Source organism: Leeuwenhoekiella sp. A2, assembly GCF_047946655.1.
Taxonomy (GTDB): Bacteria; Bacteroidota; Bacteroidia; order Flavobacteriales; family Flavobacteriaceae; genus Leeuwenhoekiella.
This window is the reverse complement of the sequence record NZ_CP172311.1, coordinates 60,616-82,674: the sequence shown is the minus strand read 5'-3', so window position 1 is coordinate 82,674 and position 22,059 is coordinate 60,616. Positions and strand designations below refer to the sequence as shown.

24 protein-coding genes are annotated in these 22,059 nt (G+C 38.6%); 15 read left to right on the top strand and 9 right to left on the bottom strand.

Going from position 1 to position 22,059, the window contains the following annotated elements; genetic code table 11:
• Nucleotides 1-1,581: 1,581 nt before the first annotated feature.
• The 13 genes from ACH3PA_RS00405 to ACH3PA_RS00345 all read left to right on the top strand — a co-directional run bounded on the left by ACH3PA_RS00405 (nucleotide 1,582) and on the right by ACH3PA_RS00345 (nucleotide 13,114).
• Entirely contained in the window at nucleotides 1,582-2,835 is a 1,254-nt protein-coding gene (locus ACH3PA_RS00405) for a site-specific integrase (protein WP_416441614.1), read from the top strand.
• Between the two features lie 373 nt (nucleotides 2,836-3,208).
• Nucleotides 3,209-3,595 carry a hypothetical protein gene (locus tag ACH3PA_RS00400; RefSeq protein WP_416441616.1) on the top strand — a complete coding sequence of 129 codons (387 nt, stop codon included), beginning with the start codon at nucleotides 3,209-3,211 and terminating at the stop codon, nucleotides 3,593-3,595.
• Between the two features lie 210 nt (nucleotides 3,596-3,805).
• A complete protein-coding gene (locus tag ACH3PA_RS00395) occupies nucleotides 3,806-4,834 on the top strand; it encodes a hypothetical protein (protein ID WP_416441618.1) in 1,029 nt (342 codons plus the stop codon).
• Nucleotides 4,827-6,254: a hypothetical protein gene (locus tag ACH3PA_RS00390; protein ID WP_416441620.1), complete on the top strand. Its 1,428-nt coding sequence runs from the start codon at nucleotides 4,827-4,829 to the stop codon at nucleotides 6,252-6,254. The genes ACH3PA_RS00395 and ACH3PA_RS00390 overlap by 8 nt, the downstream gene beginning before the upstream one ends.
• A gap of 650 nt (nucleotides 6,255-6,904) precedes the next feature.
• Nucleotides 6,905-7,051 carry a hypothetical protein gene (locus ACH3PA_RS00385; RefSeq protein ID WP_416441622.1) on the top strand — a complete coding sequence of 49 codons (147 nt, stop codon included), beginning with the start codon at nucleotides 6,905-6,907 and terminating at the stop codon, nucleotides 7,049-7,051.
• Nucleotides 7,052-7,146: 95 nt separating this feature from the next.
• The gene (locus ACH3PA_RS00380) at nucleotides 7,147-7,488 is read left to right on the top strand and encodes a single-stranded DNA-binding protein (RefSeq protein WP_416441624.1); all 342 of its coding nucleotides are present in this window, start codon (nucleotides 7,147-7,149) and stop codon (nucleotides 7,486-7,488) included.
• A 78-nt stretch (nucleotides 7,489-7,566) separates the two neighbouring features.
• The gene (locus tag ACH3PA_RS00375; RefSeq protein ID WP_416448343.1) at nucleotides 7,567-7,947 is read left to right on the top strand and encodes a DUF6876 family protein; all 381 of its coding nucleotides are present in this window, start codon (nucleotides 7,567-7,569) and stop codon (nucleotides 7,945-7,947) included.
• 22 nt (nucleotides 7,948-7,969) lie between these two features.
• Nucleotides 7,970-8,167 carry a hypothetical protein gene (locus tag ACH3PA_RS00370; protein WP_416441628.1) on the top strand — a complete coding sequence of 66 codons (198 nt, stop codon included), beginning with the start codon at nucleotides 7,970-7,972 and terminating at the stop codon, nucleotides 8,165-8,167.
• 430 nt (nucleotides 8,168-8,597) lie between these two features.
• Complete coding sequence (locus tag ACH3PA_RS00365; RefSeq protein WP_416441630.1) at nucleotides 8,598-8,978, top strand: BfmA/BtgA family mobilization protein; 381 nt, start codon at nucleotides 8,598-8,600, stop codon at nucleotides 8,976-8,978.
• A gap of 11 nt (nucleotides 8,979-8,989) precedes the next feature.
• A complete protein-coding gene (gene mobB, locus ACH3PA_RS00360; RefSeq protein ID WP_416441632.1) occupies nucleotides 8,990-10,021 on the top strand; it encodes a MobB family relaxase in 1,032 nt (343 codons plus the stop codon).
• A 9-nt stretch (nucleotides 10,022-10,030) separates the two neighbouring features.
• Nucleotides 10,031-11,611, top strand: coding sequence for a type IV secretory system conjugative DNA transfer family protein (locus ACH3PA_RS00355; protein ID WP_416441634.1), 1,581 nt, complete (start codon nucleotides 10,031-10,033; stop codon nucleotides 11,609-11,611).
• A gap of 214 nt (nucleotides 11,612-11,825) precedes the next feature.
• Nucleotides 11,826-12,161 carry a helix-turn-helix domain-containing protein gene (locus ACH3PA_RS00350; protein ID WP_416441636.1) on the top strand — a complete coding sequence of 112 codons (336 nt, stop codon included), beginning with the start codon at nucleotides 11,826-11,828 and terminating at the stop codon, nucleotides 12,159-12,161.
• A 2-nt stretch (nucleotides 12,162-12,163) separates the two neighbouring features.
• Nucleotides 12,164-13,114 carry a hypothetical protein gene (locus ACH3PA_RS00345; RefSeq protein WP_416441638.1) on the top strand — a complete coding sequence of 317 codons (951 nt, stop codon included), beginning with the start codon at nucleotides 12,164-12,166 and terminating at the stop codon, nucleotides 13,112-13,114.
• Nucleotides 13,115-13,123: 9 nt separating this feature from the next.
• Here the strand turns inward: ACH3PA_RS00345 and ACH3PA_RS00340 are convergent, their stop codons facing one another.
• The 9 genes from ACH3PA_RS00340 to ACH3PA_RS00300 are packed head-to-tail and all read right to left on the bottom strand — an operon-like array spanning nucleotide 13,124 to nucleotide 20,377.
• Complete coding sequence (locus tag ACH3PA_RS00340; RefSeq protein WP_416441640.1) at nucleotides 13,124-13,489, bottom strand: hypothetical protein; 366 nt, start codon at nucleotides 13,487-13,489, stop codon at nucleotides 13,124-13,126.
• A gap of 7 nt (nucleotides 13,490-13,496) precedes the next feature.
• Nucleotides 13,497-14,330, bottom strand: a complete 834-nt coding sequence (locus tag ACH3PA_RS00335) for a DUF4138 domain-containing protein (protein ID WP_416441642.1) — start codon at nucleotides 14,328-14,330, stop codon at nucleotides 13,497-13,499.
• Nucleotides 14,327-15,256, bottom strand: coding sequence for a conjugative transposon protein TraM (traM, locus tag ACH3PA_RS00330; RefSeq protein ID WP_416441644.1), 930 nt, complete (start codon nucleotides 15,254-15,256; stop codon nucleotides 14,327-14,329). Before traM ends, ACH3PA_RS00335 begins: the two co-directional genes overlap by 4 nt.
• A gap of 54 nt (nucleotides 15,257-15,310) precedes the next feature.
• Nucleotides 15,311-15,925 carry a conjugal transfer protein TraK gene (locus ACH3PA_RS00325; RefSeq protein WP_416441646.1) on the bottom strand — a complete coding sequence of 205 codons (615 nt, stop codon included), beginning with the start codon at nucleotides 15,923-15,925 and terminating at the stop codon, nucleotides 15,311-15,313.
• 10 nt (nucleotides 15,926-15,935) lie between these two features.
• The gene (locus ACH3PA_RS00320; protein WP_416441648.1) at nucleotides 15,936-16,778 is read right to left on the bottom strand and encodes a hypothetical protein; all 843 of its coding nucleotides are present in this window, start codon (nucleotides 16,776-16,778) and stop codon (nucleotides 15,936-15,938) included.
• A 2-nt stretch (nucleotides 16,779-16,780) separates the two neighbouring features.
• Complete coding sequence (locus ACH3PA_RS00315) at nucleotides 16,781-17,356, bottom strand: conjugal transfer protein (RefSeq protein ID WP_416441650.1); 576 nt, start codon at nucleotides 17,354-17,356, stop codon at nucleotides 16,781-16,783.
• Between the two features lie 4 nt (nucleotides 17,357-17,360).
• Nucleotides 17,361-19,781 carry a TraG family conjugative transposon ATPase gene (locus ACH3PA_RS00310; protein WP_416441652.1) on the bottom strand — a complete coding sequence of 807 codons (2,421 nt, stop codon included), beginning with the start codon at nucleotides 19,779-19,781 and terminating at the stop codon, nucleotides 17,361-17,363.
• Nucleotides 19,774-20,052: a hypothetical protein gene (locus ACH3PA_RS00305; RefSeq protein WP_416441654.1), complete on the bottom strand. Its 279-nt coding sequence runs from the start codon at nucleotides 20,050-20,052 to the stop codon at nucleotides 19,774-19,776. The genes ACH3PA_RS00310 and ACH3PA_RS00305 overlap by 8 nt, the downstream gene beginning before the upstream one ends.
• Nucleotides 20,053-20,089: 37 nt before the next feature.
• A complete protein-coding gene (locus ACH3PA_RS00300; protein ID WP_031428457.1) occupies nucleotides 20,090-20,377 on the bottom strand; it encodes a hypothetical protein in 288 nt (95 codons plus the stop codon).
• 189 nt (nucleotides 20,378-20,566) lie between these two features.
• On the opposite strand from ACH3PA_RS00300, the gene ACH3PA_RS00295 reads away from it, so the two are divergent.
• Both ACH3PA_RS00295 and ACH3PA_RS00290 read left to right on the top strand, forming a co-directional pair.
• Nucleotides 20,567-21,226, top strand: coding sequence for an N-acetylmuramoyl-L-alanine amidase family protein (locus tag ACH3PA_RS00295; RefSeq protein WP_416441656.1), 660 nt, complete (start codon nucleotides 20,567-20,569; stop codon nucleotides 21,224-21,226).
• Nucleotides 21,227-21,367: 141 nt separating this feature from the next.
• Nucleotides 21,368-22,027 (top strand): class I SAM-dependent methyltransferase, encoded by a 660-nt coding sequence (locus ACH3PA_RS00290; protein WP_416441658.1) that lies wholly within the window; start codon nucleotides 21,368-21,370, stop codon nucleotides 22,025-22,027.
• The last annotated feature ends 32 nt before the right edge of the window (nucleotides 22,028-22,059 follow it).

Below are 22,059 nucleotides of genomic sequence, written 5' to 3'. Positions count from 1 at the left end.
GGATGATTTTAATATTTAGAAGTAATTAATTAAGCCTAATTTATTTATTTCATCATCGTGTTTTATACCGTTCGGATAAATGCGCTTGTTGCATTTTCTAAACTTCATCGAGATACTGACCCCCAAATTTGATCTGATCAAAACTATTTTGGTTTATTCGATCAATTGAGTGCATTAATTTTTTGTGCCTGGTATCTTCAACCGAAAAGAAAGATAATTGCTTAGTATCATCGGGGAATGAGAGCAAGAGCAATAAGGCCGGCTTTTTGTAATGATGCCCCGTTTTAAAAATAGGTTGTATTCCTTCTATGGCAACTTTGGTTAGAGTAAGGGTAGAATTTGAAGCTACCCGCAAATGCATAGTTATTCCCGGATTATATTGTGTCAGATCTTGTCATGCTGGTTAGTCTGCAAAAAAGTATAAGATCTGTACGCAGCTTTAAGGAAATTTTAGATACAGGTGTCGCGATGCGCTCGCGTACGCCTTCATCATTTTCATACATTTGCTCAAAAGAGCGAGTTACGGCAATTTTTTTTGGGTCACTTCTTCCTGGTTCAAGGTAGGTATTCCATTAAGATCACGTTGCAGTCGTTGACCAACGATAGTCATTTCCTTTAAAACATACTGATTGGGTAGTTGTACTAAATCCCATGCGCTTTGCACATTGATATACTGAAGTTTATTTTAGTAACTTTTCCTATGCCCCAGACATCTCCAATAGTTGTCCACTTTAATGCTTTTCTATTTATGGGGAGAGTCCAGAACATAGGTTCCATTCGTACGAGTTGCAAATTTTTTAGCAATTTTACTGGACTCTAAGTTGTCGCCAACTTTAGCATCAATGATCACATTGAAAATTAGAAAGAGGCCTATTCCAAGTTTACCATGGAGTTTAAAAGGATTAAAATATTTAAGACGCTCCTATTTCACAGCCATATTGTATGTTTCGATAAATAGCGATTTTCAGAAATATCTAACTTACCTTTTGGTATGGTATATTTTAAAGGGTTAATACAGGATAATGAGCTGTATTCATATAAATACCTATCGAGAAATGTATTCTTCTCAAGACTTATACAATTGAAAAAATGAAGGTAATGGTTTATCTTAAAGTAAGATTCAAATTCTGATAATAAAGAAGTATTAACATGCTTTCCGGGGTTTTATGTAAATTGATTGGTTTCATTTTAATTATACTTAAATAGTATTAAATTCGTAATTGCGTGAAGCATTCAAAGTTATCACAGCGTTCATTCAAAAATTTGTCCGATCCGGTGACCTATAAAATAAAAATAATCATAAGTTACTGATTAACAACGATTAATAAGTTGAGGTAGCATCCTGCCACCCCGACAATTACGGTGTCAATGAACACCAAAATATAGCTAATCTTATGAAAATCAAGGATTTTAATTTTTCTTGAAATCATAAGATTGGCTTTAATATCAAATGAAAGGTTACCTATTCGGTTACCTGATTTATTACCAGAATTTTCACTACATTGGTAATTCAATAGACTTGACTTTCGCAGCGATTTGACTTTCGTAAACAAATCGATTATTCACTTAAAGCGAGAGTTTATGCAGACTTCCAAGACTTTTAGCATTCATTTTTGGCTGAGTATGGCCAAGAAAAAAGATGGTTTGGCACCCATTTATGCCCGTATTACGGTTGATGGAAAACGTGCCGAAATCAGTTTAAAACGATCCACATCGGTTACCTATTGGGATACCCGTTCCAAGAGAGCTAATTCGAGAACTTCCGAGGGGAAAGCCCTTAACGTCTATTTAGATCAAGTCTATTCCGATTTATTGGAATGCCACAAACAGCTTCTGGGCGAATCCAAATACGTTACCGCCCAGGCCATCAAGGCCCGGTATCTCGGGGAAGATGAACAGCACAAAACGCTGCTTCAACTGGTTTCCTACCACAACAAGAATATGGTTTCGGTACTCAAGCCCGGCACGTTGAAGAATTATTTCACTACAGAGCGCTATATCAAACGTTATTTGAAGAACAAGTTGAAAACCAATGACGTTTTCCTAAAACAATTGTCCTACAAATTCATCATTGACTTTGAACAGTTCCTGCGCAACGGAAAATCCATAAATCGTTCCCAGCCCCTTAAAAACAATGGGGTTATGAAACATTTAGAGCGATTAAAAAAGATGATGAACCTTGCCCTTCGGTTGGAATGGATCGAGAAAGACCCTTTTGTAAGGTTCTCGTTAAAGTTCACAAAACACCAACGGGCATTTCTGTCCCAATCGGAACTTGAAATCTTGGAATCCGGTCAGCTTTCAAAAGGGATGCACCAAAAAACGAGGGACGTTTTTGTTTTTGCCTGTTATACAGGATTATCCTATATCGACGTGAAATTGCTTTGCGACGACCATATTGTACGCGGCATCGATGGGGATTACTGGATATTCACAAAAAGGGAAAAGAATGATGAAGCGGTGAAAATCCCACTTTTGGACAAAGCACTTGCTATCCTGAAAAAGTATGACCAAGAACCTAAAAGCAAGCAAGAAAAACTGCTACCGGTGTTTTCCAATCAGAAGACTAATAAATATTTGAAGGAAATAGCGGCAATCCTAAAAATCAATAAAAAGCTTACGTTCCACGCGGCAAGGCATACGTTTGCAACCACCGTGACGCTTTCCAACGGTGTGCCCATTGAGACCGTTTCAAAGCTTTTGGGGCATACAAAGCTTTCCACAACGCAAATCTATGCCCGGGTCATCGAGCAAAAGGTATCTTCGGATATGCGTTCATTGCGCAGTAAATTAAACACCACGAACACGGCCGAAACAAGGGTGCATTATCAATAATTCGGTTTGGAAAGCACCTTTTAGGTTCTAATCCAGTCGGCACTCTTATTTTTTCTTGTTTGATTCCTTGCAGATTTTGGTTTTTTATTAAGCCATAAATTTCTGCGTTAATTCATTTTATTTATCGGTCAGCTGAGTCAACCAAAACCAAACCGTGGGCAAATGTAGCCACGTCCCACCGCTTGGTCAAGGCCAGACCCTTCGGGATGCCGAACATTTTTCTGCGAAAAATAACCGCTCATACCTTGCCCTTTCCTTCCCGTGGCTGTTAATGCCCTGTTTTGGTATTGCTCGTTGCCTTACTAGCTGCCAAAACGATTTAAAATAATGTTTAACTTAAAATTTTTAATTATGGCAACAACAGTAAAACAAAATGGAACTGCAAAAAAGGAAAATGCATCCGTTAAAAAAGGAAGTACAGAAAAAGTTGACCGATGAAGCTATCGGAAAAACCGCTTCATCAGAAAAAGCGGTAACATCCAAAAAGGCTAGCATTAGTTTGGACGACCGGATTCAAAATTTTGAAAAGCTGAGAGGATTGGCCACGCAACGGGAACGGTTGACCCAAACCTTGAACGAGTTGACGAAGTTCAACTACAATCAAGGGGATTCAGCTTCGTTTTACATCCGGGATTCCCACAATTCGGAGTTTAAAACGACCAATACGAACCTTATCAAATTGGTTACAACGCACTTACAATCCACTTTGGAGGAAAGAAAGTCTGAAATTGAGGAACAGATTTTACAATTTGAGCTTTAAGGTAACTTTAAATCCTTAAAGAAGAAAACCTACTTCACAGGAGTAGGTTTTTTAATGACATAAATAGTCAAGTTTGTTTAAATAACCAATCGCAAAATTCGTAAAATACCATTGATAAAAGTGAATACCTATATGTAATTGTAGAGATAAATTTTAAAGAAAAGAATTGATCTCCCGCAATATTAATATCTTTAACAAAATTTTTGATATATGACTATTAAATATGCGTCCCTTAATCATATAAATCATAGAGACTCTTCAATAAGAGATATTAACATTACACATAGCGACTCCTTAAAGGAATATACTGACAAGCTTTTTAAGGAAATAACGGAAAGCCCTAGAAAAAGACAGTATATATTTTCTAGTTCAAAATCAGAAGTAAGAAATGTCCTGGATGATATTGTTACAGATAACGACCGAAAAAAAACAATTAATTTGGCTGCTCAACGGCTCTTAAATAAAGAAAAAGATGCTCAACAACAACTCGACAATAAAAAATTAAAAGTTGATATTTTAAAAGGTAGTTTGTTCCAGGCATATGTTGAAATAGACGGAAAGGAAAATATTATTATTTGTAAAGCCGATCATAATGAATTTCTTGATGAAAATTCCCTTACGATTCGTAGTGGATTACCTTGGGATAAAAAGATTTTTAAAGCAGCTTTGATACATTTGAAAGATGGAATTGTTGCTGATGAAGTTGATGTCCTCGATGCTAACTTATCTAAATATTGGTGGAGAGAATTTTTAGAGCTTGAAGCTAAACATACAGATGCTTTTAATACAGAAAAATCTATGGATTTTTTTGACACCCGTGTTTTTAGCGGGATTAAAAAGAAACATCCAGCTGATTATCGTATTCTCAGAAACAGTTTCGTTGGTTACTATCGTAGGAAGGATATATTTGAAATAGAAGATTTTATAGAAACTCTTTTCTCAAATTATGAACCTGAAGATGAAAATTTAAAAATTGATCCCTTAGTTGCTAAAATTAGATCCTTACCATCTAGTCTAGGCTTCGATAGATCATTCGATATTTCAAAAAAGCACATTAAAAAAAGAATGTCAACTAGGGTCAAAGTATCTGATGCAATTGATCTATACCTAAAGACAGACGTTCCTCATTTCAGAAAAACATTACGCTCTGGTAAAACCAGTAGTGGACAAATGTATTTGCAGATTTTAACAGAAAATGAAGATGTTTATAAAGAGTTTTTGAGAAGTGAAGATGAATAGCATTTCAGAAATAGTAGGTTTTATTTTTTCAAATGGAGACGATCTTATTTGTAATGATCGCTATGAAAAGACCATTATTTCAGGAATTGTCAGGAAAAAAACATCATTAAGAAGTGAAGGGAATTTAAACAACTTTTTTAATAATATTTCTGATGAATGGAGCTTGAGAATTACGCTAAATGACGATGAAAATTTATTGACCTGTTCGAATTCTATAGATCAAAATTTTGTTAGTGAGTATAACGCGATTCAACTTCTTCGAGATGATGAATTATCCATAAAATTAGAAATTTACAAAGATTCAAAGGAGTTTAATAGAAATGTATATTGTGAAAAATCTTTCAACGAGTGGGTTGAATCTAGATCGGCGATTGAACTGTTAAAGACAATTTCTAATGATATAAAAAGAAATGGTTTTGTCAATTTTAATATGATTGAAAATAAACAGGCTCATTTATATTCAAAGTGTGTAAGGGTAAATGATTCAACCTTTGTAAACAAAAATTTTAAAACATATCCTGAATATTCAAATTTTGATCAAAATAATGAATATCCCTACATAGGAAGTGACTTTAAAGTTTTAGATCATAATTTGAGCTGTCTTTTTTTACCATCTCGTCTCACAAATTTGAGTAATTTGTTTTCAATTACGAGCCTTTTTGATGTTACCTATTTACAGGGGAATAATTTATTTTACCAGTTAAAAGGTTATAAATTTTTTCAAGGAAAGTTACCTGTCAAGGATCTAACAAAAAACTACGACATATATTCAAAAATTAATAACTGGATTTTTGACGATAGTGCCAATATTGCTGATAAACTAGGCATATCAAAAAACATTATATCCCTTCATATTACCCCAAATAACATAGTTTTAAATGATTCAGTATTTAGTTCTATTCTTTCTGGACACAAAATTTATCTCAAAGAAAATGTATCACAATACCTTAAAGTTAGATCAAAAATAAATGATGAATTAGCAGATATTTTAAAAGAAATAAGAAATAGCCTTCAAGAATTGAGAACAAATTATCAAAAAAGTAATTTTCTCTATATATCCTTTTTTATGTCTGTTTACGTAATTAGAACCCTAATTAAAAAGGATTTTGAACAGATTTTCACCAAAGATACTACTGTGCTTTTCTTCGCTTTTATAGGAATATCCATAATATATCTTATTTACACAATTTGGTCGGTTATCACGATGAGGGATCGGATAAAAAAACACTATCAAAATGTTAAGGCAAAAAACCTTGATATAATGGAAAAATCAGACATTGAGAGAATTTTAAAAAATGATTCTGAATTTGATGATGAAATATCATATTTCAATACAAGAATAAGCGTTTATGTAATCTTATGGATTTTAACTATGGTTGTCCTTACGTTTGCTGTACTCTATTTATCCAAAGCTATCTAATTTCTATTAATTGAGATACTATTTACATTCAGCCCATTGCCTTGTATTCCGCAGAAAAAAGCCTGTCCTGAGCAAAACCGAAGGGCGCCATTCCGGGAAAAGCGCTTCATTAAAAAGGTCTTGAAAACATCTCTAAAGTTTCCGATTTCCATTCCACTTGCGCGCTCATTCCCAAGAAAAACGGGAAGCGGTCAAAACCCATTCCCATCTACAACTTTGAAGTCAAGTCTGCTTTAAATCCTACTTCAAGAGGATAATCGGTTTTCATAACCCGGTCAGCACATTGCCGCTCCATTCCGCGAAAAGCTGCATTCCGGGCAAAGAGCTTCCTTACAACCATCTTGGACACCATCCCCGATTACTACTTTCCATTCCGCTTGCTCTTCCCGTCCCGAAACCTCGGGACTGGGAAGCGCACTCCATTCCAATACGAAATCGTGAACGGAGTCCGCCAAATCTGAATTCCATTTATCATTTAGTCCCACTTCCTATGTTTTGGTACTTCACAAAAGGCATTTAGACCTACTCCCGCCCCGCCGCTGTCCCAACCGTTTTTTTGTAAGCAAAATACCAACATTTGGAAGTTAAACGGAGTGCATAACCGGTCGTGCCTCCCTTTTATAACTCCTTGTTAATTCCAAATATTGAAAATGTATCAGCAACAAAAAAAGGTAACAGCGGACGGCTCTATGGGAAGTAAATCTGAACTGAAATATTATGAAAGCTTACAAAAACATCAAACAGGAAGCGGGACTAAAAAAAACAAAAAAGGAAAACGCTCTGGATATAATAAGTAAATCATTTCAAAAAAATATAAACGCAAACTATCTGAAAGGTTCAGGTAGCATTATTAATCCTGTCTGCCGACAACGCAGGCTTTAAATCTTTTATTATGAGCACTTTAAAAAATCACGTACAGTTGATCGGAAACGTTGGCCAAGAGCCACAGATCACGAACCTTGAAAGCGGTAAAAAGGTAGCCCGTCTTTCACTCGCCACGAATGAGTATTACAAGGATACCAAAGGAGAAAAAGTCCAAAGTACCGAATGGCACACAATTGTAGCCTGGGGCAAAACTGCCGAAATTATCGAGAAATATGCCGGAAAGGGTAAGGAAATCGGGGTAACGGGAAAATTGAAATCCCGAAGCTACGAGGATAAGGACGGTATCAAAAGATATGTTACCGAAGTGGAAGCCAACGAAATCCTTTTACTTGGAAGTATAGACAAGTAGAATTTAAAATTAAAGAGGGCGTAACCGTCTAAAGATGCGCCCTCTTTTTCATTATTAACTCCATAAATAGAAATCAAAATGAAAGCACAAGTTAACGAAATTCAAGAGGGTTTACAACATTTTCACGGTTCGGAAACCATATTTCAAATCCCATTATTAAAAACCCGATACACCAACGGACTGAAATATTTGGCGGAAGCTGCGGAATGTTTTTGGCTGATTACCGATACCTCTGCATTTGCCAAAACCTTGATGGATAAAACCTATTTTGTAACCATCGACTTTAAAAGATTGCCCAAGGAAAGACAGGATTATTCTGGGTACGAAGCAGAGATTATTTACAGCGATGGAAACGGGAACATTTTTGGAAAACACGGTTATCGGATAACGGATTTTCCATTGGATGAACTGCGGTTGTTTTTTGTGGATAATACGCTGATGTTACCAAGCGAATATTAACCCGTTCAAAAACCTAAAAGTTATGATCTATCTTAATTTTTCAGACCTGAACGGGGAAGCCCAAGAACGCCTTTTGGAAAGTTCCAAAAAGGACGTTGAGCAAAAATTCGGCGATGATATCCGAAATTACGCAAAGGAACATTATACCAATTTTGAGGTGATGATCGAAGAGGAAGCACTACGGAATCTTTACAATTATACCTATGTGTTTAATATCTGAAATCTGCCAAATAGGAACGGAAAGACCTTTGAAAATTCAAGGGTCTTTTTTCTTTCCATTGGTATCAATTCAATAAAAAGCTTTATCTTTATTTCGCTGAAATTAAGCACTCAATTTTACGCAGGGGTATCCATTTTTTGACTTTCGCCGATAACCCTGCCCATCGAAAAATCAAATAACGGGAAATTTTTTCCTGAAATTGGCAATTGGCTTTTAGCCAAATTGTACGAAATTTTTGTCCCGCCCGGCGGGACGAAAAGGAGTAGCAAGAGGGTAACACGCGATGCGATGTTTAGCACTCCTATTTCTTGTTAATCACCTGATTTTTAAACACTTAAAAATTAGTCGATTATTTAAATTTCTGCGATTTGCGACAAATGCCCTGCAAGCGCCCATTTTTAGGGAAGGATTTGCGACAAATCGGCGAAATATGGACTCATTTATTGGCATTAGGTTCAAAAAGGAAACGGCGAAACGTTTCCAAGAATTTTCAAGAACACACTTCAAATCGCACACCGAGGCAATGGCCACGATGCTCGATTTTTTCTTCTACAACGAAATCTCACCACGGGAAAAACTGGGCCCCACCGGAAGGACGATCGAGGCCAATTTAAAGAAACGGATCAATGCGGTAATCGCCATAATGAGGGATATGGAAAAGACCCAGACCAAACCCACCGTGGCGATGATCGAATCCCTCTTTCAAACCCAAGAACCGAAAAAGAAACCCCTGATTTTAGAAAAGAAAGTTTTGGAAGAAAAGAAGGAAGTACGTTTCCGAGAAAAGCAAAACCAAAGTAAAGAACTATAAAATTTTGAGCTATGTACATCACGATCACACCTCAAAAATTGGGCGGGAAATACTCCCAAAGTTCGGCTGATTTTGTGGGCTATCTCGAAAAGGAAAACCAAGGTCTGGAGCAGGAAGATATGGAGCACTTTTTCAATCAATATGGCAATGAAATTTCAGCCGAGGAAGTGGTAAAAGATATTGATGGAAACGGTGCCAAACTGAAAAAGAAAGAACCGAAATTTTATTCGATTACCGTCAGTCCTTCCAAATACGAACTGAACCGGTTACAGAACAGCAGCCAAGATTTAAAAAAGTACACCCGTGAGCTGATGAAGGATTATGTAAAATCGTTCAACCGGGAAATCAATGGGCGACTCGTTAACATCTATGATATAAAATATTACGCAAAAATTGAGCATCAAAGAACCTTCAAGGGAACGGACAAACAAATCAGGGAAAACCAGCCCTTTGCCACCAAAATACTCCAGCTAAAAAATGAGATCCGAAGTATTGAAAGCGGCTCAATGGAAGGAAGTGTTAGCAAACGGGAACGTGAAATTGCAAAATTAGAAAAGCAAGCCCCGCACCAACAGGATGGGAAACGAATTGTCCAGGGAATGCCAAAGGCCGGAAACCAGAGCCATATCCATATTATTGTGAGCCGTAAGGATGCTTCCAATTCGTTCAGCCTTTCTCCCGGGAGCAAACATACAGCTTCGGAAGTCGAGATGCACGGCAAGAATGTCAAACGGGGTTTTGACCGGGACAGATTCTTTGAAAATGCCGAAAAGACCTTTGACAGGTCTTTTGACTATCAGCGCAACTTTGCGGAAACCTACAAGGCCCGGAAGGATTTTGTCAAAAACCCAAAAATCTATTTTGCTTCCTTGATGAAATTGCCCACCAACGAAAAGGCAATAGCTTTTAAACTGATGCGGGAAACGGGCATCCCGATAATGCCGAGCATCCCGACCAATCAGGCGCAGCTTGCCCTAAAAGTTTTCAATAAGCTGCGCAAAGGTTTGGACGTCTCCATCAAATCAAGTTCCATCGGAATCTAAATATTAGTTATGCAATTGGACAACCTTACAACGATACTCTTAATTATTGGCTTAGCTAGTGCGCTGTTTTATATGCTGTACAGATTGACGCGTTATGCCTTTATCTTAAACTTGGTTTTGCTTGGGTTTTTGATATTTTATCTATCAAATAGTAACGACCTGATCTTGATTTCATTGGTTCTAGTCTGCCCGCTTATGCTGATTAATACAGGGCTGTACGTTTTTCTGCACAAAACGGACGAGCCGAAAAGTGCCGAGAGGAAGTATCGTGTAAGCTTTGCAACGACTAAAAGAAACTTCAAACTCGAAAACGTTATACGCGGGGCATCCATCATAGGCTCTGCCGGAAGTGGAAAGACCGAGAGCGTAGTTTATGGTTTCCTAAGACATTTCCAAAAAGAGGGCTTTTGCGGGATCATTCACGATTATAAGGATTTTGAGCTGATAGAAATCGCCTATCCGCTCTTTAGAGACGGCGCAGTCCCTTTTAAGATCATTTCCTTTGACAGAATCATCCACAGGGTAAATCCTATTGCGCCACGCTATTTGGAGAACGAGGAAAGCGTAAATGAGGTTTCCCGGGTGCTGATCGAGAACTTGTTGGAGCAAAGGGAGTCCGGCACTTCGGGAACTACCAAATTTTTCAATGATGCTGCGGAAGGATTGATCGGTGGTCTGATCTGGAAGCTGAAAACATCCTATCCCGAATACTGTACCCTGCCCCATTTGATCGCCATTTATCAGTATCTGGATACGGACAGCCTGATCCAGTTTTTGGAAACCAATACGACATCGCGGGCAATGGCAGATGCCTTTATTAGCGGTAAGGATTCGGAACGGCAGACCGCCGGTGTCAAAAGCACTTTGGCCAATGCCCTCAAACGGATCAGTACCCAACATATTTTTATGGCCTTGTCTGCGGATGAAGTGCCGCTCAACATTAATAATGAAGATAATCCCGCAGTAATTTCGATTGTGAACAATCCAAAATTTGAAACGTCCTATTCGCCCGTCATCGCAACGATAATCCACACGATCACCAAACAGATGAGTGTGCGTAATTCCAAACCATCGTTTTTGTTGATGGAAGAAGCCCCGACCATACGCTTACTGAATATGCATCGTATTCCGGCAACCCTGCGGAGTTATAATATCGCAACGATCTACGTAATGCAGGATAAGATCCAGAATGATATGATGTATGGCGATAAGGCGAGCAAAGCCATATTGAGCAATCTTTCCTATCAGTTTTTCGGCAAAGTGAATGACCCCGACACCGCAAAATATTATGAACGCTTTTTTGAAATTATAAAGGATCCGACCAAAAGCGTGAGCCGTGGCCATAACCTTGATTTTGATACGCGAGTTACCACAGGAGAAAAAGAAATCCCAAAAATTAGAGCTGATGTTTTCTTTCGATTAAAGCAGGGCGAATTTATTACCTATGCGGATGGGAAGGATAAAAAGGTACAGTTTAAATTGCAAAAAATTCGGAGGGAGCTTCCCGATAAATCAAAGCAATTTACCGCGGCCGATTTAGAAACTAATTTTGAGCGGGTTTATGAGGAGGCGCGGTCGATATTTAATTAAAAGACGAAGCTTTTTTCAGTTCTGGACTCATTGCGCCACGAATTTATTTTCAAATTAGTGATAACTGCCAACTTTTAAAATAATGTAAACAGGAAGCCAAGGATAATCTTTCTAACAATTAGTGATTTTTCTGAAAATGTTAAAGATAAATTCAAAAATAATCTATATATTTGGACAATTATTGTCCTGAAAAAATATTCAAGAAAAATACAAAATGAATACGAAACAAGCATTTGGGGATTATTTGAGAACTTTAAGGGAGGAGCACAACCTTCCAATTAGGAAGGTTGCATCAAAATTAGATATCGATCCTTCAACTCTTAGTAAAATTGAACGTGGGGAACGTTCCGCAAACAAAGATATGCTTCCAGCTCTCTCTGAGCTATTCAATGTTGATGAAAAAGTTTTAGGGGTGATTCTTTTCAGCGATATGGTAGCATATCAAATACTTGAAGAAGAGAATACACAAGAAATTTTGAAAGTAGCGGAAGAAAAAATACATTATTTAAAAAATAAGAATCTTAAACAGGGTTCACTGGATTTAAAGTAAATATGAATATTAAAGACCTTGTAAAAAAATATCATTCGAATCGGGAAGCCTATCTGAAAACAGATTACAACGAAACCCAGCTGCGAATAGATTTCCTTGATCCATTCTTTGAATTGCTTGGTTGGGATATAAAAAATTTATCAGGAAAACCTACCAACGAACGTGAAGTGTTGGTTGAAGAAGGTTTAAAAGCAGATGTTACTTCTAACACCAAAAAACCTGATTATACATTCCGGTTATTTGCTGAGCGAAAATTCTTTTTAGAGGCCAAAAAACCGAATGTAAAAATTGATATTGATAATGAGCCGGCAAAACAAATCCGTAGATATGGTTTTACAGCAAAACTAAAAATATCAGTTTTATCAAATTTTGAATACTTAGCAATTTACGACTGTTCTCAAAAAGTTGAAGTTTACGATAACGTTGCAAAATCACGTATAAGTCTCTATCACTACACCGAATACGAAGCTGCATTTGACGATATACTGGAACAGTTAGGACATCAATCAGTCTATACAGGACAGTTTGATGATACTTGGCGGGAAATTGAACAGCAGTTGAGGCTTTCAAGTGTTGATGACTTATTTCTTAAACAAATTAATGAATGGCGAATTATTTTAGGCAAAGAAATATACTTTCTTAAGCCTAAACTTTCCGTTTCAGAGTTGAATGATATCGTTCAGTCTTACATAAATAGCACTATATTTTTAAGAGTTTGCGAGGATAGAAATTTAGAAGTTTATAAAACTTTACTGAATTTTGCCGATAATCAGGACTTCAAAGCTCTGATCAAAAAATTAAAAGAAATACATTTCAGTAAGTCTGAAAACTCACTGGTTTCATTTTTCTTACAATTGACCCGTTATCTACAACAATCAATAGGTACAGTTGCAGCTATAGACTTACAGGCATATTCTAATTCTATCAATGAAGAAATCGATAAAGAATTATAAATTTTCAATTTAAAAAGGCCCTTTCTCCCTTGGGCCTTGTTGTGTAACTTTCCATTGGCCATCGACTTTGAGCAGCTTGAATAATTCAGGATTTTCTTCATAGGACGTTGTAAACCTGACCCAAGCAATCTTATCATCGGCAGTTTCTTCCAACACTTTAAAATTGGAATCCCCGGACTTCCCTGCGGTCATCAGATCCTGTATCGATTTAAGACCCTCATAACCTTCTGTAGTGGTATGCTTTTTTAGGGTCGTATTATCATTGTTGTAAAAACTTTCCACCACGATTTTTGAAGTTTTGCTGGGCGAAAGGTCTTGTTTCCCGGCACAGGCCAAGAACAGAAAAACTACGGAGTATATAGCGATATTTTTCATAACGATTCTAATTTGGATTATTGATAAATCTATGCGATATTTTTAACTTTAAGTTCCTTTCCCCGTTCTTTTCATTGAGCTCTAAAACCGCCCTGCGGTCATTGCTTATAGAAAACTTAGGCAGCACATAAACCAATCTTACAGTTTCGTTTTCGACTATTTTTGAGGGCAGGTTATATTTAAAAATCGGCTCTTGATAAAGGCGTTGCAAGGATTTCTTCTTACCCTTTTTCCTCGTTTCAACGGACAAATTCAAAAAATTCAAATCGTAATCCAAGGTAGATTTATTTTCAATCTGGATCACGAAGTAAAGCTCTTCCTTGTCGAAAACAATGTTTTCAACACTTAAAACGATGCCCTCGTTCCGTTTTTTTATCCGGCCAATCCTTTGCTTTCGATCAAGTAAGTAGGAACAAAATTTTTGGTAATAATAGATCTCGTTTCCTAACTTTATCTTGGACTTATAGACCTTAGCAGAATCAACAACAATAGGCTTTTCATTACCGATGCTTTTAGACTTCGGTATAAAATAGTTCAGTCTGTCAAGTTGTTTCTTATACTTTACAATATACGAAAAAACCGAACCATTTCTGTTGACCACCAGAAGATTACTTTCCTTTCCCGGCTTTGCCTGGAGCAGTCCAAAATACTGTTCTTTCTCGCGGTTATAGGTAAACACAAAATTGTCCGATCCCGTGATCCCTTGGCGGATGGGTTCCGGGAAGAACAGGGCAACGTTCTTTTGGTCATTTGCATAAATGGTGTCAAGTGATTTGATTGTTTGCGCAGAAACTTCGCCAACGACCAAAATAAATATAAGGAATAGGATATAGGTTTTCATAGCTTAGGTTTTAGGATTAGTTTGTAGTTGTTGAGTATGGTAACCTTTACATTTCGGTTGTTGCGCTGGAATATCTTTTTGAACCCACTTATCTGTGGCACTCCGGCGATATTGATATCGTCCACCATATCGCCAATGACCTCGGTGGAAACCTGTGCGCGAAAGTTGTTTTCCACATAAACCCCTTCACTACCGTCCTGTAGGTCGAAGGCTTTCAGTTTTGTGGGCTGATTTTTGATATTCTCGATCTCGATCAAAACCCGATTGGGCCCAAAACTGATAAAACCGTAAATCGGTGTGTTTTTCGGAATTTGTTTACGATTAATGGTAGCCGCTTTGGTCAGGCGCATCCGCAACCGCGAATTGGTCTTGACGACTTGATCGCCATCCACAGCCGCATAAATAGCGGCATCCGTTGTACCGGAAACGGAAACAGCATTTTCCTGTGGGTCAGAGGCAAAGAACAACTGGTGTTCCAGCCCCATTTCCTTGGCATCAATTTTTTGCTCGGCCTTTATTGCTGCGGAATCAACTGTTTTTGCGACCTTGGTAACAGTTTTTTTAACGCCAATATTCCGATAATTTTTTTCGGAATACCTGATTTTCCCTGCGGAGTAAATACTATCCACAATGCGCTCCTTTTCTTTTTCGGGTAAATCCGCATCATAAAAACCTAGGGAGTCGATCAACTTTTCATCATAGATGCTCGGGGCGTTGGTTTCGCGTACTTCCTTTAAATCATTGATGGCATCCAGTTTGGAATCGTATTCCTTTTGATCCTCTTCCAATGCAGGAACCGAAGTTTCTTTAAGGTTCTCGTTCCCGCTTTGGTCTTCACCCATTACCATTATGGAATAGGAAATCAGGAATAGGAATATCACAGCCAAGACGGCCGCAAATACTGTTTTGTTCTTTTCGATCTTCATAATCATTGGTTTTTAAATGCCCACCCGCCTGACTGTCGAGCAGGTTATGGGCTGTCAATTTTCATCGTTTAGTTTTTTAAGGGACTTTTCGAAATAATCGGTGATTAGCAATCCGTGTGGATTGTTTGGAAAGTTCCGATCAACAGCAATGAGGTTTCCGGTGGAGGTCAATTCATACGTATCAACAATCGACCCTCGGTTGATCTCAAAAATGGTAACCGTTCTGAAACTGTAAACCCCATTATTTTCATCGATTTGGGAATCGATGCTCAATACCTTTTGGACAAGGGAATACTGCAAGAGACGGTTGTAAACCCCGTCTGCCTTTTTTTGCCTATAGAGGTTGTCCACGGAACTGTTTCCAAGCCATAGCGCCTTTTCCAAGTTCTTTTCATAATTGCTTGCATCGATGTTATAGAAGTAATTGTGAAAGAGCTCCAAGTGGGCCAAGGCTTCCACCTTAAAGTTTTCTTTTTGGGTAACGAGCTTCAACGGGATGATGCTTCCATCGGTATTGATGGCAAAAGCGTTGTTCAGGGCTTTTTTATTGATGTTGAATACCATCCAAACGGCAAAAAAGCTGGACAAGGCGGAACAGATGACAACAGCCAAGACGATGAACCGGTTTATTCTAAGGACGGAGTAGATATTTTTATAGGGTGTTTTCATTGTATCTTTTTTAGGCAGTAAATAATTTCAGGGTAAATGATGTAGCGCGCCGGTACAGCTTGAACTTTAGGAAGACGATAAACCCCACAGAACCGAGCTGTACGACCGGGGCAAAAAAGCCGCTGCCCACATCCGTTCCGAACAAATTTGTCCAGAAGTTGGTATTGATCTCGGTATAGAGCGCATTGACGAATACATTGACCAAGAAGAACGCGGGAACAAGCATATAGACCGCTGCGTAGAGTTTAAAAAAGTTATAGGCCAATGACCTAAATTTTTCGAACACGGCAAGACTGATGACCAAAGGAAAGAACGCCTGCATTATCCCCAACAAGAAGAAACGTTCGGCCAAGAACAGCGGATAAATAAACAGGTCGAGAATCCACAGGATCGTGCTTACGATGAAAGCAAATATTTTAAACCCAAACAGTGGTGTAACCAAGGCTTCATAGAGCAAGGACATCGCGGCCTGAGCTGCTTTTATGATGTTGACTTCCTCTTCAATGGGAATATCCTGCATCTGCAAGGGCAACAAAGCCGGAGCGGTTCCCCGATATTGTCCCTCAATGGCCACCAAGATACCGTCAAAAAAGCCCAGTACCTGTGTGGAAAAAATGACCAGAAGAACGACCGCAAAATTTTTGATCAGTTCTCCTGGGCTCAATCCCCAGGTATAACCACCCTGATCTGCAACGCCCTCATTGTATTTTTTGAGGATGTTGATTAGGAAGAAAAGAACCGCAAGGGTTTTCATTCCCGCAATGGTATTTTGTGAGAAACTGCTATTCTGTATGGTCTGAAAAACCGTATCAACGTATTCCAGACCGATCCCTAAGATGATTGCCGCGGTCATAATCAATATTCTGTTTCCCGGTTATTGATCTTATCCTGCATTTTTCTGAAGGAAATTATGTCACGATAGCGTTTCGTTTTCGTAGTAATGTTGAAAACCATTTCATTTGATTCCTGCTCTTTCATTTTCAGTACTTCGGCACGTTCAGCATCGCTCATTTTCAGATAATCGCTGGATAGAACTTCATCAATGAAGTCCATTGTATCCAGTGAATTTTGGACGATGCCTTCAAATGATTCGGTAACTCGGGCAATTTCTTCGGGTTTGATATAAGGCGAGTTCAAAATATCCTGCAAATCATTTTGCATTACCTGAATAAGACGCTGATTGTTATCTGCGATCTCCTGTACAGCTTTGAGCTGTCTAACCACGTTAGAAACTTTCTCGATGCTTTCCTTGGCATCTTTCAGAAATTTTACGGATTTGATAAGTTGGCTCGTCTGCTTTGCCGATTCTACTAATGACTTTACCAGACTGATAAAGTTGGTATTGTCATACACCGGCATTCCTTGACAGGCAGCACGTGCAGGCAGTAAAAAGATGAATGCCGTTACGATGATTAAGATTTTTGTCTTCATAATATTATGTTTTAGAGGTGAATTCTTTGATGGCTCGTTCCATATTTTGTGTTTTTTTGTAAATGTCCATTATGACCTCGTTTTCGTGCCCATCGGTCAAATAAGCCGCATAGACTTCTTTCGGAACTTCAAGCCGGAAGATGTTGCTTTCCTTACCGATTTTGATAAACATTTCCGTGTACTTGCGTGGCCCGGAAAGATTGTTCTTGATGGATTTTAACTGGTTCAGATCGTGGGTCGAAAGGTTGAGCCGCTTGACCAGTTCCCCATAGCCTTTCTCGTTGTTTAGGCTATAGATGACTTGCGTATTTTCCAGTATGCTTGCCGAAGTAGAGTTGTTCGGAAGCTGATTTATGGATTGAAGGATAATCCCAATAGCCCCATTCTGCTTACGGATCGCCTGATAGTAGAATTCCACGCTTTCCAGTACGTTTTCGAACTTTAGTTGTTTGGCGAACTCATCAAAAAGGATAATTCCTTTTTCGGCGCGGTTCTTCCAAATGGTTCGTTGAATTGCAGACTTAATCAGCTTCAACATTACGGACAGGATTTCCTTATTGTCCTTTACTTCGTCCAGTTCAAAAACGATAAGGCGTTTATCCTCGATCTTATAGGTCTGGTCTTCGCTTACTTCAAAAAGGAAGCTGTATAGACCATCACCAACATACTCCGACATTACGTGCAGAAAGCCCGTAACATTGAAGTAGTCAGGATGGATTTTAAGTTGACCCAAAAGGTCTTTTTGGTTACGCTCGATAAAATGATAAAAACCATCCAAGGAGTGATTTTCTGGTACGCTATTGTAATAGTGGCGCAGTATTTTCTTGACGGAAACCGATTGTGCCTTGGTTACTTTCAAATCGGAAGCAAACAATTCAAAAAGGAACACCGATAGGTCTTCGAGCCGTTCAGGAGTGAGATCATTGTGGTTGCTGATGTAAAATGGGTTGATACCGAGGTTCTTGCCACTTTCGTAGCGAAGTACCGTGTACTTTTCTGGATAGAGTTTTGCAAACTTGGTGTAGGATCCACCAAGGTCGATGATCACCAGGCGAACGCCACTTTCAAAATATTGGCGCAGAATATTATTGGCCAAAAAAGATTTGCCCTCACCGGTCGGTGCGAATATGGCAAAGTTTCGTGCCTTGATGCGTTTCTTGTGCTCATCCCATACATCTTTGAGAACCGGAATGTTATGTTCCCTGTCGTTAAAGATGATCCCAGTAGTATCCGACTTGTAGTTGGTATTGTTGATGAACAGGCATAGCGCGTGTTTCAAATCAGTTACATACAAATCGTTGTTCGAGAAATTGGAAGAAAAACAGCAGTAGCTGTTCAGAATATAATTTTTTCGTTCCTCCCCCCTTGGATAATATGGGATAATGTCCAGTTCCTTGAACTCGGTCTTGATCTTGGAACCGATACGGCCAAGATTAGCAGGGTGCTTATCCCAAAAAACGATGTTCAGATGGCCACGGATAATCCGCGCATTGTCATCGGCATTGATCTGGTCAAGGATATGTTTGATTTTTCCAAGTACCACTTTGTTCTGCGAACCAAAGTTGGAACTTTTGTTTAGTTCTTCGACCTTCTTATCGAGCAGTTTGCGCCACTTCTGTTTGTCGTCCAGATACAGGATTTGGTTTACGATATGGTTCTCGTTAAGCGTAAGCCCCAGCCCATCAATAAACCCTTGATGAAACACAAAATCGTCAGAAGTGAATTTCTCATTGGTCTTGCTGCTCTGTACACTTTCCCCAAAGCACAGTTCGCTGTTGATGGCCAGGGCATCAAAATAGTTTTCGCCTATATTGACGTTTTTCTTCCCGCCCCGGCGGGCAGGTTCAAGTAAAATATCGGTATCAAAGCCTTCATTGAATCCGTTAAAATAGCCATTGGTCAAATTTTGGATTGCATCCGCATCAAGTGGAGTAAACTCCATTTTACGGCTATTGTTGATAAAGGAGACAGAATCGCTTACCGAGCCGATAAAGCGTTGCACGGTATCATCGAGTTCCCGGATAATGCCCTTGGAAACCTTTCGGAAGGGATTGACATATTTGGCATTGTTGAGCACTTTGTTCTTGGTTAGGATAAAGAACAAGAAGCAGCGGTGCTCCATATATTCGCGCCCTTTAAAATGCTCGTGGGTTGCCTTTTCCAAAAAGGTTTTATTGGAAAGTTGGTCAGAGGTGTATGATTTTTTGAGATAAACATCCTGTTTATGCACAACCGTTCCAACCGGCAACGACTTCAAAGCTTGAAACCAGGCCCCGTGCATATCCTCAAAATCCTTCTCGGAAAGGGAATAGATCTCGGGCAAGCTACCTTCGTAGCACAAGACCACATTGCCATTGTTGGCAAAAATGATATTGTCCTGAATATCCGCAATGGGTCGGTACGCTGAAAGGTTAATCTTATTCATAATCGATGCCGGAGTTTCGTTTGTTACTGATGATTTTTGGGAAGGCTTTCGCCATCTGGAAGATTTGTGAATTGTTCGTTATCTGCGTCAAGGCGATATACAAAGCTGCATTAAGAACCAACACGCCAATGATGATCCCGAAACTAAACGAGAAAATGATGACCAATAGCGAAGCGAGGATGGAAACCATCATTAGGGCAAAGAGGGATATGGGCAGCCCGAAAATGACCGCCCCTTTCCTGATGTTTTTATATACCTCGAACTTTTTCATAAGTACAGTTGATTACTTTAAAATGCCTCTTAGGGGCTTAGACCACGATTCCGATTAGGTAAGTAAAGATGCCCACGACCGCCCCGGCAATCAGAACAAATACAAGTACACGGGTAATCCCTTTTTTAAGGTCAGCGTTTTCCCCGAAAAAGTGCCCAGCATTGAAAAGGAAACCGATCAGGAAGATTACCCCTAAGATTATGGGAAAAATGGTTCTAATGGTATTGGAAACATCATCGACCGAATCTTCGATACCTCCAATTTGGGCAAAAAGCGAAGTTGAGAGCAACGAGAGAAAAGTTGCCAGATAGATTGATTTTTTCATAACGGAACAGTTTAAATTTTTGATTCATTTTCGTTAAGGGAAAAATACATATATTTGATTACAAATAACTGATAATCAAATATTTGTGAATAAAATATTATTTGTATTCAATTGAATTCGGATGATATTATTTGATATTAAATTCTATGGATTTTGGAAGGTAGCTTGTTGATAACTCGAAAAGTGAAAATGAAAAAAGTGCTCAAAAACGTCAGTTTTGGCTTTTTGCTCCTGAAAATGTGCTTCTTTTTGGGACAAGAACCGGTAACCCAAAAACGAATTGTTATTGATGTTGGGCACGGTGGAAAAGATTCCGGTGCGATAGGGATAAATGGGATTAAAGAAAAAGATGTGGTTCTTGGGATTGCAAAAGAAATATGCGTGCTGAATAAAATGATTTTAAAAGACAAATACGATATTTATCTTACGCGATACGATGACAGATTTATACCGCTTATAGACAGGAACCGATTGGCGAAGTCTTTAAACGCCTGTATGTTCGTTTCCCTGCATTGCAATGCTTCCACAAACAATTCCAGAGGAATGGAGGTTTATACCCTGAATTCCTTTTCTGAAGATTCAGAGCCGAACATTAAAAAATCGATTGCCCTGGGGACGGAAATTTTGTGCGAAGCCAAGCTTCATCTTAAAATTGAGGACAGGGGGATTAGATTTGCCAACTTTCAAGTGCTTAGGGAAACAATTGGGTTTTGTCCAGCTATTTTGGTTGAAGTGGGGTTTCTTACCAATAGCGATGAAAGTGCCTATTTTTTGAAAGCCTCTAATGTCAATGCTATTGCTTTGGCTATTTTGTTGGGGATGGATAACTACTTAAAAATACAACTATGAAAGATTTGTTTGTTGAAGCTGTAAAAAGCATTGGAGAAGTATTCAAAACTTTTTTATCAGAAGTTCTAAGACATATTTATGGTCTAAAAAACAGGCAATGAGTATCTTTAAGCAATAAACTCACTACCAGCTGAAAGTAAAATGAAAACCCAAATGTACGGAACGAAAGAAAATCAAGAAAAAGCTATTCGTTATTACGATAAACTTTCCGTCATTTATGATTATATCTCAAACTGGTATAACAAAAAGGCGAGAAATTATGCCATCGAGGAACTTGAACTCAAAAATGGACAGACCGTTTTGAACCTGCCCTGCGGAACAGGGGTCAACTTCAAATATTTTAATGAATATTTGAACAATTCTGGACTTATCATCGGTATTGATCTTTCAAGTGGGATGCTCGATAAAGCAAAGCAAAAAATAGAAAAAAGCGGATGGACAAATATCGATACAGAATTGAACAACGCTACCAAAATCGATCAAGAATGGCTTGATGATTATAGCAATGAAAAAATTACCGTTGATGCTGTTTTTTGCGATCTTGGTTTGTCCGGGCTGCCCGAATGGCGGAACATTATCGACAATATGATTTCAATCTTAAAACCGAAGGGAAGGATTGTTATTTTGGACTGGTATCTTGAAAAACCAAGTTTGAGGGGCGATTTTGTGAAATGGATCGGGAAGGGCGAAGTGGACCGGCCAATTTGGCAATATTTGCAGACCAAAGTATCTGATTTTAAGGTGGATGATAGTTTCAATTACGGCGGGGTTTTTGTTGCGTCCGGCAGTAAGCCTGAATAAGGCAAATAAACCGTTTTTATAAGAAAATTACC